This is a genomic window from Pseudomonas sp. B3G-3 (assembly GCF_028640915.1).
GTDB classification, from domain to species: Bacteria; Pseudomonadota; Gammaproteobacteria; order Pseudomonadales; family Pseudomonadaceae; genus Aquipseudomonas; species Aquipseudomonas chlororaphis_I.
On the sequence record NZ_JAQZAB010000057.1, the window covers coordinates 16227 to 31652 of the forward strand.

The window sequence follows — 15426 nt, forward strand, 5'->3', positions numbered from 1 at the left end:
GAGACGGCGCCGTCAGTGTAGGAGCGAGCTTGCTCGCGATGAGACTCTTCAGACCCGGAACTGATCCATCAGGCTCTGCTGTTGGTTGGCCAGGCTGTTCAGCGACTGGCTGACCCGCGCCGATTCGTTGGCCTGCTCCGACAGCGACTCGGTGACGTCGCGAATGGTCGCCACGTTGTTGTTGATCTCCTCGGCCACCGCGCTTTGCTCTTCGGCGGCGCTGGCGATCTGCAGGTTCATGTCGCTGATCACCGTCACCGCGTCGCCGATCTGCCGCAGGGCGGTGACCGCCTGGCCGACCTGCTCGACGCTGCCCTGGGCCTGGCGATGGCTGTTGCCCATCGAACCGACCACTTCCTGGGTGCCGCTTTGCAGCTCCTCGATGACCTGGCGGGTTTCCTCCACCGACTCCTGGGTACGGCGGGCGAGGTTGCGCACTTCGTCGGCGACCACCGCGAAACCGCGCCCGGCCTCGCCGGCGCGGGCGGCCTCGATGGCGGCGTTGAGGGCCAGCAGGTTGGTCTGCTCGGCGATGGCGCGAATCACTTCCAGCACTGAACCTATCTTCTCGCTGTTGGCGGCCAGGCCTTCGACCTGGGTCATGGCGGTGCTCATGTCGGCCGCCAGGTGGTCGATGCTCGCGGTGGTGCGGTCGATCACGCTCAGGCCCTGGCGCGTGGCCTGGTCGGCATCGCGGGCGGCCTGGGCGGCCTGGGCCGCGCTGCGGGCGACGTCCTGGGCGGTGGCGCTCATCTCGTGGGAGGCGGTAGCCACCTGATCGACCTGGCGGTACTGCTGCTCCATGCCGGCGCTGGTCTGGGTGGCGATGGCCGAGGACTGGTCGGCGGTGCCGCGGGCGTCCTGCACCGAGCGTTTCACCTCGGCGATGATCGGTTGCAGCTTGTCGAGGAAGCGGTTGAACCAGCCGGCCAGCTGGCCCAGTTCGTCCTGTTTGTCGTAGGCCAGGCGCCGGGTCAGGTCGCCTTCGCCACTGGCGATGTCTTCCAGCATGTGTGCCACGCCGAGGATCGGCCGGGTCACGCTGCGCGCCATCAGCCACACCAGCAGCAGGCCGAGCACCGCGGCCAGCAGGCCCAGGCCCAGCTCGACCAGGGTGCCGGCCTTATTGCTCTGGTCCAGCTGGTTCTTCAGCGCTTCGGCCGGGCCCACCAGGACCCGCTCCGGCACTTGCAGCAGCACGCCCCAGGGCTTGCCGCCGGGAATCGGGGTGAAGGGCGCGAGCACTTTCAGTTCGCTGTCGTCGTTCAGGCTCTGGGTCTGGGGGCTGGCCGACAGCAGGCGGATCAGTTCGCCGCCGTTGGCCTGGTCCAGCTGGTCCAGGCGCTGGCTGAGCTTGCTGGCGTCGGCGCTGTAGCCGGCGAGCAGGCCGACCGGGCTGATGATGCTGACCGTGGTCTGGCCGTCGTAGAGTTCCTTGCTCGCTTGCTGGCTGACCGATTGCAGGCTGTTGAGGTTGATGTCCACCGACAGCGAGGCGATGACTTTGCCGTTCACCAGCAGCGGGAACACGATGCTGGTCATCAGCACGTTCTGGCCGTCGATCGCATAGAAGTAGGGCTCGATCACGCAGGGCTTGAGGGTGCTGCGCGGGCAGGTGAACCAGGCGTTGGCCGGCTGGCCGCTGGGGCCGGTGGTGGTGTCGCTCATGTCGCTTTCCGGCAGCGCCATGGAGGTCAGCTTGCCCGGGGTCGGCTGTGACCAGTAGAGGGCGAAACGGCCCTTGTCGTTGCTGCCCAGTTCGCCCTGGCCGCTGAAGAGTTCGTCCTTGCCGTCCAGGGCATTGGCCTCGAACACCAGCGACAGGCCGAGCAGGTCGGGGTTGGCTTGCAGCGCCGACTTCACCTGGCGGGTCAGGTCCTCGCGCAGGTCGAAGGCATCGAGGAAGCGCTTCTCGGCCTGTTCGCGCAGGAACAGCACCTGGCGCGAGAAGCCGTGGCCGTATTGATAGGCGTCCATGAATTGCTGGCGGATGCCCAGCGCCTGGACTTCGCCCTGGGCCTCGATGCGGGCCTGGGCGGCTTCGTTGAGCATCTCCATGCTCGAAGCCTTCACCAGTGCGGAGCTGTGCTCCATGCGGTACAGCGAAAGCCCCACCAGCAGGGTCACGATGCCGGCCAGGCAGAGTCCGGCGAGCAAGGTGATTTTCCACTGGATGGAAAGTTGTCTGAGCGACATGGAGACGTCCTTATTCGATATTTATTTGAGACTTTGCAACGTATCGGCCGCAGAACGGCCTTCTTTAAACGCTCGTTCGAATTTCCCCCGGGGGCTGGCTTGCTGCGGATTCGCCCCTAAGCCACCGTCTCCTGTAGCCGCTGCCGCAGGCTGCGCTCGACCACGAAGTGGGCGCTGCTTTTGAGGGCCTCGGAAGGTCCTTCGGACCTTATCGCAGGCTACGCCAGCGGCTACAGGGAACGTGTTGGCGGGGGGCGGGTTTTGACAAGCGTTGCCCGCTGCTGCAAAGTGCGCGCCCTCTAATAAGACCCTCCTTTTCCAATCCGGCGTCGGCAGCCATGCCCTCTGGCCGGACTCATTCCTTTTGCGGCGTTTTCCCGTCGCAGTGCCATGAGGTAACGATGATTAATGCAGTAATTGCCGCGGTTGGCGTCATGCTGGTCCTCAGCCTGTCCCGCGTGCATGTGGTGATCGCGCTGATCGTAGGCGCGCTGGTGGGAGGGTTGACCGGTGGCCTGGGCATCGAGGCGACCCTCAAGGCTTTCAACAACGGCCTCGGCGGCGGAGCGACTGTGGCCCTGTCCTACGCCTTGCTCGGCGCCTTTGCGGTGGCGATCGCCAAGTCCGGCCTGGCCCACGCCCTGGCGGACAAGATCCTGCTGTTGGTGGACCGCCAGGACGCCAATGGCGGCGGCAACGTCAAATGGCTGCTGATCGGCCTGTTGTGGGTGGTGGCGATCGCCTCGCAGAACATCCTGCCGATCCATATCGCCTTCATCCCGCTGCTGGTGCCGCCACTGTTGTATGTGCTGAGCAAACTGCAACTGGACCGACGGCTGATCGCCTGCGTCATCACCTTCGGCCTGATCACCCCGTACATGTTCCTGCCGGTGGGGTTCGGCAATATCTTCCTCAACGAGATACTGCTGGCCAACGTCGCCCGCAGCGGCGTGGACATCAGCAATATCAATGTCACCCACGCCATGGGCATTCCGGCGCTGGGCATGGTCTTCGGCCTGCTGCTGGCCTTTGTCAGCTACCGCAAGAAGCGTGTGTATGACCTGCAGCTGATCGAGAAAGTCGAGCAGGTGACGGTGCAATACAACCCGCGCACGCTGCTGGTGGCGGGCCTGGCGATTGTCGCGGCCTTTGTCATCCAGCTGTTGCTGGATTCGATGATTATCGGCGCGCTGTCCGGCTTCCTGATCTTCTCGGTGTCGGGCATCGTGCGCTGGCGCGAGACCGACGACCTGTTCACCGAAGGCATGAAGATGATGGCGATGATCGGCTTCATCATGATCGCCGCCGCCGGTTTCGCCGAGGTGATGAAGGCCACCGGCGAGGTGAAGAGCCTGGTGGAGTCTTCGGCCAGCTGGATTGGCCACAGCAAGGGTGTCGGCGCCTTGTTGATGTTGCTGGTGGGGCTGTTGGTGACCATGGGCATCGGCTCGTCGTTCTCCACCGTGCCGATCCTGGCGACCATCTTCGTGCCGCTGTGCGTGCAACTGGGCTTCAGCCCGCTGGCCATCGTCTGCATCGTCGGCACCGCCGGTGCCTTGGGCGACGCTGGCTCGCCGGCCTCGGACTCGACCCTGGGCCCGACCTCCGGCCTGAACATCGACGGCCAGCACCACCACATCTGGGACACCGTGGTCCCGACCTTCCTGCACTACAACCTGCCGCTGCTGGCGTTCGGCTGGGTCGCGGCGATGGTGCTCTGAGGCCGCGTGGTTTCAGCTGTACTGTGTTGTCCTTATCGCGAGCAAGCTTCGCTCCTACAGAAGCGTCGTATCTGTAGGAGCGAAGCTTGCTCGCGATAAATCTCAAGGGCGCTGCGTGACCCCAGATTCCCTTCATCTTCCCGCGGGCTCAACTTTTGTGGTGGCGTGCCGTTAAGGCTGTATCACGCCAATAAAATCAAGAGTGAACCTCCTATGCGCTTAAGTCTGAAGGGCAAAGTCCTGTCCCTCGCGGTCCTCCCGGTGCTGTTGTTTGCGCTGGTGATCAGCCTGACCACGGTCGTCATGCTCAAGCAGCAGGCGCAGAACGAGGTGGACGAGACCCGGCAGCGCCTGCTCGGCGAGGCCAAGACCACGCTGCAAAGCTATGTGGAGGTGGCCCTGAGCACGGTCAAGCCGCTCTACGACGCGGCGGCGCCTGGCGATACCGCGGCCCGCGCCCAGGTGGTGAAGCTGCTGTCGAACATCACCTACGGCAAGGACGGTTACTTCTTCGGCTACGACTCCGAGACCGTGCGCCTGTTCAAGGGCAACAGCCCGGACGGCGTCGGCAAGAGCTTCAAGGACAACCGCGACCCCAACGGCGTGTACGTCAACCGCGAGCTGGTCAAGGTCGGCAAGGACGGCACGCACTATGTGCAGTACAGCTCGACCCAGCCGGGCAGCGACGTGCTGGTGCCGAAACTGGGTTACACCGAATACCTGCCCAAGTGGGACCTGATCGTCGGCTCCTCGGTGAATCTGGACGGCATCGACGCCCAGGTGGCCGAGGTCGAGGCCAGCGTCAACCAGCGCATGCGGGGCATGGTCCTGAGCATCATCGGTATCGCCGTGGTGGTGCTGCTGGTGATCGCCGCCATCGGCATGCTGGTGGCCAATACCATCCTGCGGCCGCTGAACCTGATGAAGCTCAACCTCGACGATATCGCCGCCGGCGAAGGCGACCTGACCCGCCGCCTGGCCATCACCAGCCAGGACGAGCTGGGCGACCTGGCCGGCTCCTTCAACCGTTTCGTCGACAAGATCCACGGCCTGGTGCGGCAGATCACCGAGATGACCGGCCAGCTCACCGGCCTGGTGACCCAGGTGTCCGAACAGGCCCAGCGTTCCGAGCAGGCCATGGAGCGCCAGCGCCACGAGACCGATCAGGTGGCCACGGCGATCAATGAAATGTCGTCGGCGGCCCAGGAAGTGGCACGCAGCGCCCAGGGCGCGGCGGTGGCGGCGCAGCAGACCGACGAGGAAGGCCAGGCGGCCAAGCGCGTGGTGGATGGCAGCATCCAGCAGATTCATGCGCTGGTCAGCGATATCCGCAGCAGCGGCACCTCCCTGGACAGCCTGCAGAAAGACGTGGCGTCGATTGTCAGTGTGCTCGACGTGATCCGTTCCATCGCCGAACAGACCAACTTGCTGGCTCTCAACGCGGCCATCGAAGCAGCGCGGGCCGGTGAGGCCGGGCGTGGCTTCGCGGTGGTGGCCGACGAGGTCAGGGCACTGGCCAGCCGCACCCAGCAGAGCACCCAGGAAATCCAGGGCATGATCGACCGCCTGCAACAGGGCACGCGCACCGCCGTGGAGGCCATGCGCCGCTCCAGCGATGCCGGCGACGGCACCTCGCACCAGGCCAACGAAGCCGGGGCTTCGCTGGATGCCATGGCGCAACTGATCGGCACCATCAACTCGATGAACGCGCAGATCGCCAGCGCCGCGGAAGAACAGACCGCGGTGGCCGAAGAGATCAACCGCAGCGTGCACCAGATCGCAGTGGCGGTGGACAGCGTCGCCGACGAAACCCAGCTCGGCGCCCAGACCTCACGCAGCCTGGCCGACCTCGGCCAGCGCCTGGGCAAGCTGGTGGGGCAGTTCCGTATCTAAGCGTTCAAGCGTATCGCGGGTAGCTCGTTATCCTCTGTAGGAGCGAGCGGGCAGCGATCCGACTTGCCCGCGATGGCGTCATCAGAGACGCCACCGCAATCAGGATTACACCGCGCTGTTCGGCGTCACGTCGCGCATCAACAGGGCAAAGCGCAGATCCACCGCGTCCGGGATCGGCAGGTACACCGTATGCCCGTCCCCCGGCGCGACCTCGATCGGCTCGCCATGGATGTTCTGCAACTGATGCAGGTCGAAGTGGAAGTTGCCCTTGGGGGTCATCAGCTCCATATGGTCGCCCAGGGCAAAGCGGTTCTTCACTTTCACTTCCGCCAGCCGGTCACGGCGCTCGCCGGTGAGTTCGCCGACGAACTGCTGGCGTTCCGATACCGAGCTGCCGTTCAGGTAGTTCTGGTATTCGTCGTGCACATGGCGGCGCAGGAAACCTTCGGTGTAACCACGCTGGGCCAGGGACTCCAGGTCGTTCATCAGGCTGCGGTCGAACTCTCGGCCGGCTACCGCGTCGTCGATGGCCCGGCGATAGACCTGGGTGGTACGGGCGCAATAGAAGTGCGACTTGGTGCGGCCCTCGATCTTCAACGAGTGCACGCCCATGCGCGTCAGGCGCTCGACGTGCTGCACCGCACGCAGGTCCTTGGCGTTCATGATGTAGGTGCCGTGCTCGTCCTCGAAGGCCGGCATCGCTTCGTCCGGGCGATTGGCCTCGCGCAGCAGGAACACCTGCTCGGTCGGCGCCCCCAGGCCCAGGGTCGGCTCCGGCTGGAACTGCTGGACGATCTCGCCGAGGGTGTTCTCCGTCGCTTCTTCTGCCTGGTATTTCCAGCGGCAGGCATTGGTGCAGGTGCCCTGGTTGGCGTCGCGCTTGTTCATGTAGCCCGACAGCAGGCAGCGCCCGGAGTAGGCCATGCACAGGGCGCCATGGACGAATACCTCGAGCTCCATGGCCGGCACCTGCTGGCGGATTTCCTCGATCTCTTCCAGGGACAGTTCGCGGGACAGGATGATCCGGCTCAGGCCCTGTTGCTGCCAGAACTCGACGCTGGCCCAGTTCACCGTATTGGTCTGCACCGACAGGTGGATCGGCATCTGCGGGAAGTGCCGGCGCACCAGCATGATCAGCCCCGGGTCGGACATGATCAGCGCGTCCGGAGCCATTGCGATCACCGGCTCCAGGTCCTTGAGGAAGGTCTTGAGCTTGGCGTTGTGCGGGGCGATGTTGACCACCACGTAGAAGCGCTTGCCCTGGGCCTGGGCCTCGCGAATGCCGAGGGCCAGGTTGGCGTGGTCGAATTCGTTGTTGCGCACCCGCAGGCTGTAGCGCGGCTGGCCGGCGTATACCGCATCGGCGCCATAGGCGAAGGCGTAGCGCATGTTTTTCAGAGTGCCGGCGGGGGCGAGCAGTTCGGGGCGGGTCAGGGGCGTCATGGCGGTTTGTCGATGGCAAAAGGTCGCGAGGGTAAGGCCTGGGCCAACAGACTTCATTGATCTGGATCTATGCTCGACGAATAAAACAGGGCACTTGGCCGAACACCGGCGGACTAACGCTTTAGGGGCGCTTTGCGGTGTCCTGGACCTTATTGACGGGGAGCGGACATGAACCAGCACCTCATGCAACACAAAAGCCTGTTGCTTCTGCTGACCCTGGTGACCGTCGCCTTCATCTGGATCCTGCTGCCCTTTTACGGCGCGGTGTTCTGGGCGGTGATTCTCGGCATCCTGTTCGACCCGCTGCATCGGCGCCTGCAAATCAAGTTCGGTTGGCCACGCAACCTGACGGCCTTTTGCACCCTGAGCATCTGCCTGGTGAGCGCCATTCTGCCGGTGGTCATCATCAGCACCCTGCTGGTGCAGGAGGGCGCCAACCTTTACCAGAGCATCGAAAGCGGCGAACTGGACATCGCCGGTCAGCTGGACCGGTTCAAGCACAGCCTGCCGCTGTACTTCCAGCAGCTGCTGGACCGCTTCGGCCTGGGTGAGCTGGAGAGCGTGCGCGAGAAGATCGTCAAGAGCGCGCTGCAAGGCAGCCAGTTCTTCGCCACCCAGGCTTTCAGCGTCGGCCAGGGCACCTTCAAGTTCGTGGTGAGCTTTTTCGTGATGCTGTACCTGTTGTTCTTCTTTTTGCGCGATGGCGCCGAACTGGTACGCAAGGTGCGCATCGCGGTGCCGTTGGCCGAGCACCAGAAGCGCCGGTTGCAGCTCAAGTTCAGTCGGGTGGTGCGGGCCACGGTGAAGGGCAACGTGCTGGTGGCAGTCAGTCAGGGGCTGCTGGGCGGGCTGATTTTCTGGTTTCTGGAGATTCCCAGCCCGCTGCTGTGGGCAGTGCTGATGGCCTTGCTGTCGTTGTTGCCGGCGGTGGGCGCGGCGATCGTCTGGGGCCCGGTGGCCCTGTACTTCCTGCTCAGCGGGGCGATCTGGCAAGGCGTGTTGCTGGGCTTGTACGGGGTGTTCGTGATCGGCCTGGTGGACAACGTGCTGCGCCCGATCCTGGTGGGCAAGGACACCAGGATGCCGGACTACCTGATTCTGATTTCGACCCTGGGGGGCCTGGCGATCTTCGGCCTGAACGGCTTTGTCATCGGGCCGTTGATCGCCGCGCTGTTCATCTCGAGCTGGGACCTGTTCGTCGATACCCGGCCGCGGACACAGCTGCCGCTGCCTTAGGCATGCAGGACGCGCTGCTCGATCTTTTGCGACAGGGCCTGGGCGGCGGTCAGCGAAGTGAGCGGGCCGCTGACCGGTTCGCCGTCGCGCACCAGGTACCAACACGCCAGCAGCCCCAGCTCCCTGAGCGAGGTGGGAACGGCGCTACCGATAACGGACATGATCTGAACCTTGGGCATAAGTACCTCCATCAATCAATGGGGCTACCTTACGGACCGAGAGGTTCGACGAAAAATCACCGCGCTCGATAGTGGACATCGATACCGGCGAAAAAAGCGCCAGCCCGATCAGTCGACGACCTGATCGAGCATGTAGACCACTTCCGGGTCGTGCAACAGGCCCTTGCGCACCAGGTGCTCGGCCAGCAAGGCCAGGAACTTGGCGCTGCGGTGGCCTTCCAGGTGCTTGAGTTCGGTCAGGGCGCTGTACACCTTGCTCGCGGTACCCAGAGTGGGGGAGTGATGGGGGTTTTGTGTCGGCATGGGCGTCGTCCTTGTTGTTATGGGGCCGTTTTGTGGACAGATCCGATCTTGCGGACCTGACATGACATAAATATGACAATTGTGGGCTTCAGCGTAGGGGCTGCCTTTGGCAACACTATTGCCGGATTGAATCGCAAAAGCTGTCCCGGCAGCGACCTCTGCAAGATTTATTCAGACATTTCAGGGTTGTTTCAAACGCAACAGGCCCCGCTGGTGAAGGCGGGGCCTGTGGGTGTGCGGTCGCCGGAATTACCAGCGGCCAGGGCCATAGTAGTAATGGCGTGGCGGGCCGTAGTAGCCGCGAGGCGGGCCGTAATACACCGGGGCCGGACGGTAATAGACCGGCGGGCCTTCCACGTACACCGGCTGTGGCTGGTAGTAGACCGGTGGCGGCGCGGCATACACCGGTTGCGGCTGAACATAGACCGGTTGTTGCACGTAGACCGGGCGACTGTGGCTGGCGATCACCGAACCCACCACCGCTGCGCCGACCACGGCACCGACTACCGCCGGGCCACCCCAACCACCGCCACCGTGGGCGGACGCTTGACCGGCGACAGCAAGTGCACCAATGAGCAAGGCTATCTTGGGGATTTTACGCATCATGGCTATTCCTCGGTTCCGACCCCAGCGCTCGGTCTGCAATAGACGCGAGGACTGTCGCGGGGATACTTCTAAGACAGCTTTTTTCTGAAAAACTGCACAGCCGCCGGGTAAATTTTGTGTAAGGTCTGTACCGGCTTCTTTACCCTCGTCCGTAGGCGACAGGCCCGTCTTTCAGGCGCTGTCGATATGATCGGGCAGAACCCGATGACTGGCTAATCCCGTCTATCCGAAAGTGCGTTCCAAGGAGATCAACATGCAGATGAACCCCAACAAAGACACCCAGTTGTGTATGTCGCTGTCAGGGCGTCCGGGGAATTTCGGCCTGCGCTTTCACAATCATTTGTATGAACAGCTGGGCCTGAACTTCTACTACAAGGCGTTCAGCAGCCAGGACCTGCCAGGCGCCGTCGGTGGGATCCGCGCCCTGGGCATTCGCGGCTGTGGCGTGTCCATGCCGTTCAAGGAGGCCTGCATTGCCCTGGTGGACGAACTGGACGCCTCGGCCAGCGCTATCCAGTCGATCAACACCATCGTCAACACCAACGGCCACCTCAAGGCCTACAACACCGATTACATCGCCGTCGCCCAGTTGCTCGACAGCCACCGGATCCCCAAGGACACCCGCTTTGCCCTGCGCGGCAGCGGCGGCATGGCCAAGGCGGTGGCCAGCGCCTTGCGCGATGGTGGCTACCACGATGGCGTGATAGTTGCCCGCAATGCCCAAGCCGGGCAGGCCCTCGCCGACTCCCTGGGCTATGCCTGGCAGGCTGAGCTGGGCGAGTTGCGCCCGCAGATGCTGATCAACGTCACCCCGATCGGTATGAGCGGCGGTCCCGAGGCCGACCAGCTGGCGTTCCCGGTCGAGGCGATCCAGGCCGCGCGCACCGTGTTCGACGTGGTAGCGGTGCCGGCGGAAACCCCGCTGATCCTGCGCGCCCGGGCCGAAGGCAAACAGGTGATCACCGGCCTGGAAGTGATCGCCATCCAGGCGCTGGAGCAGTTCGTGCTGTACACCGGCGTGCGCCCCAGCGCCGAGCAGTTCCAGCAGGCGGTGGCCTTCGCCCGGGCCTGATCGGTGGGTGGAGCAGGGCAGGTCGGTGGCGCGCGAAGCCCTGCCTATACTGGTCGCCAGCAAGCCAAGACTTGCCCCTGTTCCACGCCACCGTGATCGAGGACCGTTATGCCACCTGCCATTCTCAATCTGGATCAGGCGGACCTTCAGCCGCTGCCTGAAGCCCTGAGCCCCACCGGCGACACCGCCGGCCGTTATGTCCAGCGCATCGCCCGTATCGGCCAGCAACTGGGTGCCCGGAAGCTCGGCTACCGGCTGATTGCCCTGGGCCCGGGGATGCGCGCCAGCCCCTTCCATAATCATCGCGTCAACGAAGAGATGTTCTACATAGTCGCCGGCGAGGGCGAGATCCGTCTCGGCGCCGAGCGTTTTGCCATCCGCGCCGGCGATGTGATCGCCTGCCCGCCGGGCGACATGGACACCGCGCACCAGATCATCAACACCAGCCAGGGCGAGCTGCGCTATCTGGCGGTCAGCACCCAGGAGGCGCCGGATATCTGCGAATACCCGGATTCCGGCAAGTATGTGGTGATGAAGGACTTCAAGATCGACGATGAGGGCAACGCCTCGGGATTCGTCGCGGTGGCGCGGCATGCGGACGGGGTGGATTACTGGGACGGGGAGTAGGGGCTTTTGTAGTCTTTGAGACGTTGCGCCGACTGCGGCAGCGGCTACCAGGCGCTGCCGCAGGGGGCGGGGGCGATCAGCCTTCGAGTTTCGCCAGGCGCTCTTCGAGGGCGGCGATGCGCGCTTCCAGCTCTTCGATGCGTTCCGCCGATACGCCGCTGCCCGAACTGCGCTCCACCGGGTTCTGCCGGGCGGCGAGGATCGCCTCGATATCCGCCGGGTCTCCCAGGGCGTGCATGTAGCGATCTTCGCGCTGGCCGGCTTGGCGCGGAATCAGCAGCGCCAGGCCGCGTGCGATCAGGCGCTCCAGTTGATGTACCACCTGTTCGCTGTCTTCGAAATCATGCATGCGCCCGCTGCGGGTCAGCAGTTCGTTGACGGTCTGCGGGCCGCGCAAGAACAGCAGGCCGGCGAGTGCCACTTGCGCCGGCACCAGTTCCAGCGCCTTGTCCAGGCGATGCTCCCAGCGGTCGGCGCGGCTGCCCATTACCAGGCGGGCGAAGCCGCGGTTTTCCAGGGCGCGCAGGCTCTGGCCGACCTGGCCCTGGGTGAGGTTCATCACCGGTTCGCGGCTGGTTTTCTGGTTGCAGGCGATGACCAGGGCATTGAGGGTCAGCGGATAGGTTTCCGGGCTGGTTGCCTGCTTCTCGATCAGCGACCCGAGAATGCGCAGTTCGGTGCTGGTCAGTTGCAATTGCTCGCTGGAGGTTTCTTGCTCGATGCTCATCGCGCTTTCCCTATGCTGTCGAAGGCGACTAGCCTAATCCTTGCTGGATAAAAGACAAGCCGCCGGCGAGGCTCAGGCAGGTCTATAATCGCGCCACCTTTGTTTCCGCTTTTTTCCGTCAGCCTGTCGAGATCACCATGACCATTTCCCTGTACGCCGCCTCCGTTCCTGTCTTCAAGCAAATGCTCAACGCCCTGAGCGATGTCCTGAACAAGGCCGAAGCCCACGCCACGGCGAAGAACATCGACCCGAATGCCTTCCTGCAGGCCCGCCTGTACCCGGACATGTTCCCGCTGATCCGTCAGGTGCAGATCGCCGTCGATTTCGCCAAGGGCGTTTCGGCCCGCCTGGCCGAAGTCGAAGTGCCGAAGTACGACGACACTGAAACCACCTTTGCCGAGCTGCAGGCGCTGCTGGCCAAGGTCCTGGCCTTTATCGACGGCATCCAGCCGGTGCAGATCGATGGCAAGGAAGGCATCGAGATCGTCACCCGTCCGGGCACCCCGAAAGAGAAGCGCTTCAGCGGCCAGTCCTACCTGCTGACCTACGGTCTGCCGCAGTTCTTCTTCCACGTCACCACCACCTACGCGATCCTGCGTCACAACGGCGTGGAAATCGGCAAGCGCGACTACATGGGTGCTTTCTGAAATAGCGCCTTCTGATGTAGCCGGCTGCTAAGCCGATAAAAAAGCCCGGCAAGGTGCGAGCCTTGCCGGGCTTTTTAGTGCGCGCTGTGCATGCAGGCTCAGGCGGTCTGGCGGACCTTCTCTTCCTGGGCCATGCACGCGGCGGCGGTGAAGAGCACGTCGGTGGAGGAGTTCAGTGCGGTTTCCGCCGAGTCCTGCAGCACGCCGATGATGAAGCCGACGGCGACCACCTGCATGGCGATTTCGCTGGGGATGCCGAACAGGCTGCACGCCAGCGGAATCAACAGCAGCGAACCGCCGGCGACGCCGGAGGCACCGCAGGCACAGATGGCGGCGACCACGCTGAGCAGCACGGCGGTGGGCAGGTCGACGGCAATGCCCAGCGTATGCACGGCGGCCAGGGTCAGCACGGTGATGGTGATGGCGGCGCCGGCCATGTTGATGGTGGCCCCCAGCGGGATAGACACCGAGTAGGTGTCTTCATGCAGGCCCAGGCGCTTGCTCAGTTCCAGGTTGACCGGAATGTTGGCCGCCGAACTGCGGGTGAAGAACGCGGTGATGCCGCTTTCACGCAGGCACATGAGCACCAGCGGGAACGGGTTGCGGCGGATCTTCCAGAACACGATCAGCGGGTTCATCACCAGCGCGACGAACAGCATGCAGCCGATCAGCACCGCCAGCAGATGCATATAACCGAGCAGGGCGCCGAAGCCCGAGGTGGCCAGGGTCGAGGCCACCAGGCCGAAGATGCCCAGCGGGGCGAAGCGGATCACCACTCGCACGATCAGGGTCACGCCATTGGACAGGTCGTCCAGCACGGTGCGGGTGGTGTTGCCGGCATGGCGGATGGCCACGCCCATGCCGATGGCCCAGGCCAGGATGCCGATGAAGTTGGCGTTCATCAGCGCGCTGACTGGGTTGTCCACCACGCTCAGCAGCAGGCTTTGCAGGACTTCGCTGATGCCGCCGGGGGCGGAGATGGCGACGTCATGGGTGCTCAGCACCAGGGAGGAGGGGAACAGGCTGCTGGCGATCACCGCCACCACCGCCGCGGCGAAAGTGCCCAGCAGGTAGAGCCAGAGGATCGGGCGGATATGGGTTTCCTGGCCGTGCTTGTGGTTGGCGATGGAGGCCATCACCAGCACGAACACCAGGATCGGCGCGACGGCTTTCAGTGCCGAGATAAAGACCTTGCCGATAAAGGCGGTGGATTTCGCCAGTTCGGGGGCCAGCAACGCCAGGGCGATACCGGCGACCAGGCCAATGACGATCTGCGTGACCAGACTGGTGCGTTTGAGTTTTTCCAGGAGCGACGGGGGTGAAGCAGTCATAGCGGTATCTCTGATTTTTTTAATATGCCGTGCGTCGACGGGGGACGCCGTGCTGGTGAGTTGCTGGAGGTACGGGGTGTTGCGGCAGGGGGCGGACTTTATCACACGGGGTTCGCCCACGGATGTGACGATCTGCCACCCGAGCCTTCTAGAGTAGCCTGCGGTTTTTTCGCCGCTACCCCAGACATGCGCGGACACATTCTGTTAGGATTCGCCATCCTCTTTTCATCTCCAGTCAGCGGGCCCCCAGGCCATCGCTGATGTCGTCGTTTCCGGAGTTTTCCATGCTGTTGCCCATTCTGCTGTTGTCAGCCGCCGGTTTTACCGTGCTGACGACGGAGTTCATCATTGTCGGCCTGCTGCCTTCGATTGCCCGGGATCTTGCGGTCAGCGTGCCGCAGGCCGGCCTGCTGGTGACCTTGTTCGCCTTCACCGTGGCGGCGTTCGGGCCGTTCCTGACGGCCTATTTCGCCCGTTTCCAGCGCAAGCGTCTGTTCATCTCGGTACTGGTGATGTTCGGCCTGGCCAATACCCTGGCGGCGCTGGCGCCGAATATCTGGGTGATGGCGGTGGCGCGGCTGATCCCGGCGCTGGGCTTGCCGGTGTTCTGGGCCCTGGCCAGCGAAACCGCGGTGGATATCGTCGGCCCCGACTACGCCGGACGGGCCATCGCCAAGATCGGCTTCGGTATTGTCTGCGCCACGGTGTTCGGTATTCCGGTGGGCACGCTGATTTCCGATGCCTTCGGCTGGCGCAGTGCGTTCGGCATCCTGGCGCTGGTGGCGTTTGCCAAGGCGCTGCTGCTGTATGTCTACCTGCCGCAGACCCGCGTGCACAACGAGCAGGCCAGCCTGCGCTCGCAGTTCGGCATCCTGCGCAGCCCCTTGATGCAGGGGCATGTGCTGCTGTCGATCCTGGTGTTCAGTGGCATGTTCACCGCCTACACCTACCTGGCGGACATCCTCGAGCGCCTGGCCGGTTTCAACGGCACGCTGGTCGGCTGGTGCCTGATGGGCTTCGGCGCGGTGGGGCTGATCGGCAACTCGCTGGGCGGCCGCGCGGTGGACCGTCATCCGTTGCTGGCGTCCATGGGCTTCTGCGCCTTGATGATTGGCGGCATGGTGGCGTTGGTGCCGAGCATCCACTCGCCGCTGGGCCTGGCGGCGGCCATGGGTGTTTGGGGCGTGACCCAGGCGGCGCTGTTTCTGGTCAGCCATGTCCGTCTGATCAAGGCCGCGCCTCAGGCGCCGGCGTTTGCCGCGTCGTTGAACATCGCCGGGGCCAACCTGGGGATCGGCCTGGGCGCGATGGTCGGCGGCCGGGTCATCGATACCCTGGGGCTGGGTAGCCTGGGGTTTGCCGCCGCTGGTTTTATTCTGGTGTCGATCCTGCTGGCCCTGCTGTTGATGACCCTCAAACCACAGGCCAGCTGCGCCTGATCCTCC

The 15426-nt window shown here is 64.0% G+C and carries 14 protein-coding genes and 1 pseudogene; 7 read left to right on the plus strand and 8 right to left on the minus strand.

Going from position 1 to position 15426, the window contains the following annotated elements; all coding sequences use genetic code 11:
* Positions 1–48: 48 nt before the first annotated feature.
* Positions 49–804, minus strand: a complete 756-nt coding sequence (locus tag PVZ80_RS33910) for a methyl-accepting chemotaxis protein (RefSeq protein ID WP_375538567.1) — start codon at positions 802–804, stop codon at positions 49–51.
* A 102-nt stretch (positions 805–906) separates the two neighbouring features.
* Positions 907–2196, minus strand: a pseudogene (locus PVZ80_RS33915) (HAMP domain-containing protein); the annotation flags it as partial.
* 404 nt (positions 2197–2600) lie between these two features.
* Here PVZ80_RS33915 and PVZ80_RS01215 point away from each other — a divergent pair.
* Complete coding sequence (locus PVZ80_RS01215; protein ID WP_162473262.1) at positions 2601–3917, plus strand: Na+/H+ antiporter family protein; 1317 nt, start codon at positions 2601–2603, stop codon at positions 3915–3917.
* Between the two features lie 213 nt (positions 3918–4130).
* Positions 4131–5810 carry a methyl-accepting chemotaxis protein gene (locus PVZ80_RS01220; RefSeq protein ID WP_009049867.1) on the plus strand — a complete coding sequence of 560 codons (1680 nt, stop codon included), beginning with the start codon at positions 4131–4133 and terminating at the stop codon, positions 5808–5810.
* A gap of 105 nt (positions 5811–5915) precedes the next feature.
* On the opposite strand, the gene trhP is transcribed toward PVZ80_RS01220, so the two are convergent.
* The gene (gene trhP, locus PVZ80_RS01225; RefSeq protein ID WP_124315271.1) at positions 5916–7253 is read right to left on the minus strand and encodes a prephenate-dependent tRNA uridine(34) hydroxylase TrhP; all 1338 of its coding nucleotides are present in this window, start codon (positions 7251–7253) and stop codon (positions 5916–5918) included.
* A gap of 168 nt (positions 7254–7421) precedes the next feature.
* Between trhP and PVZ80_RS01230 the strand changes: the two genes are divergently transcribed.
* Positions 7422–8489, plus strand: coding sequence for an AI-2E family transporter (locus tag PVZ80_RS01230; protein ID WP_101282858.1), 1068 nt, complete (start codon positions 7422–7424; stop codon positions 8487–8489).
* Here the strand turns inward: PVZ80_RS01230 and PVZ80_RS01235 are convergent.
* The 3 genes from PVZ80_RS01235 to PVZ80_RS01245 form a co-directional block, all read right to left on the minus strand.
* Positions 8486–8668, minus strand: coding sequence for a hypothetical protein (locus tag PVZ80_RS01235; RefSeq protein WP_007927236.1), 183 nt, complete (start codon positions 8666–8668; stop codon positions 8486–8488). The genes PVZ80_RS01230 and PVZ80_RS01235 overlap by 4 nt on opposite strands.
* Positions 8669–8776: 108 nt before the next feature.
* The gene (locus tag PVZ80_RS01240; RefSeq protein ID WP_007927235.1) at positions 8777–8971 is read right to left on the minus strand and encodes a hypothetical protein; all 195 of its coding nucleotides are present in this window, start codon (positions 8969–8971) and stop codon (positions 8777–8779) included.
* Between the two features lie 249 nt (positions 8972–9220).
* Positions 9221–9577: a hypothetical protein gene (locus PVZ80_RS01245; protein ID WP_007927233.1), complete on the minus strand. Its 357-nt coding sequence runs from the start codon at positions 9575–9577 to the stop codon at positions 9221–9223.
* 253 nt (positions 9578–9830) lie between these two features.
* Here PVZ80_RS01245 and PVZ80_RS01250 point away from each other — a divergent pair, with 253 nt between their 5' ends.
* Both PVZ80_RS01250 and PVZ80_RS01255 read left to right on the plus strand, forming a co-directional pair.
* Positions 9831–10649: a shikimate 5-dehydrogenase gene (locus PVZ80_RS01250; RefSeq protein WP_038633703.1), complete on the plus strand. Its 819-nt coding sequence runs from the start codon at positions 9831–9833 to the stop codon at positions 10647–10649.
* A 108-nt stretch (positions 10650–10757) separates the two neighbouring features.
* Complete coding sequence (locus PVZ80_RS01255) at positions 10758–11276, plus strand: cupin domain-containing protein (protein WP_028682977.1); 519 nt, start codon at positions 10758–10760, stop codon at positions 11274–11276.
* 76 nt (positions 11277–11352) lie between these two features.
* On the opposite strand, the gene PVZ80_RS01260 is transcribed toward PVZ80_RS01255, so the two are convergent.
* Positions 11353–12003: a YceH family protein gene (locus PVZ80_RS01260; protein ID WP_009049862.1), complete on the minus strand. Its 651-nt coding sequence runs from the start codon at positions 12001–12003 to the stop codon at positions 11353–11355.
* Positions 12004–12140: 137 nt separating this feature from the next.
* Between PVZ80_RS01260 and PVZ80_RS01265 the strand changes: the two genes are divergently transcribed.
* Positions 12141–12650, plus strand: a complete 510-nt coding sequence (locus tag PVZ80_RS01265) for a DUF1993 domain-containing protein (protein ID WP_110175837.1) — start codon at positions 12141–12143, stop codon at positions 12648–12650.
* 98 nt (positions 12651–12748) lie between these two features.
* Here the strand turns inward: PVZ80_RS01265 and sstT are convergent, their stop codons facing one another.
* On the minus strand, positions 12749–13981 hold the full coding sequence (gene sstT / locus PVZ80_RS01270; RefSeq protein WP_110175838.1) for a serine/threonine transporter SstT: 1233 nt from the start codon (positions 13979–13981) through the stop codon (positions 12749–12751).
* Positions 13982–14265: 284 nt separating this feature from the next.
* Between sstT and PVZ80_RS01275 the strand changes: the two genes are divergently transcribed.
* Positions 14266–15420 carry an MFS transporter gene (locus PVZ80_RS01275; RefSeq protein ID WP_009049859.1) on the plus strand — a complete coding sequence of 385 codons (1155 nt, stop codon included), beginning with the start codon at positions 14266–14268 and terminating at the stop codon, positions 15418–15420.
* Positions 15421–15426: the final 6 nt, after the last annotated feature.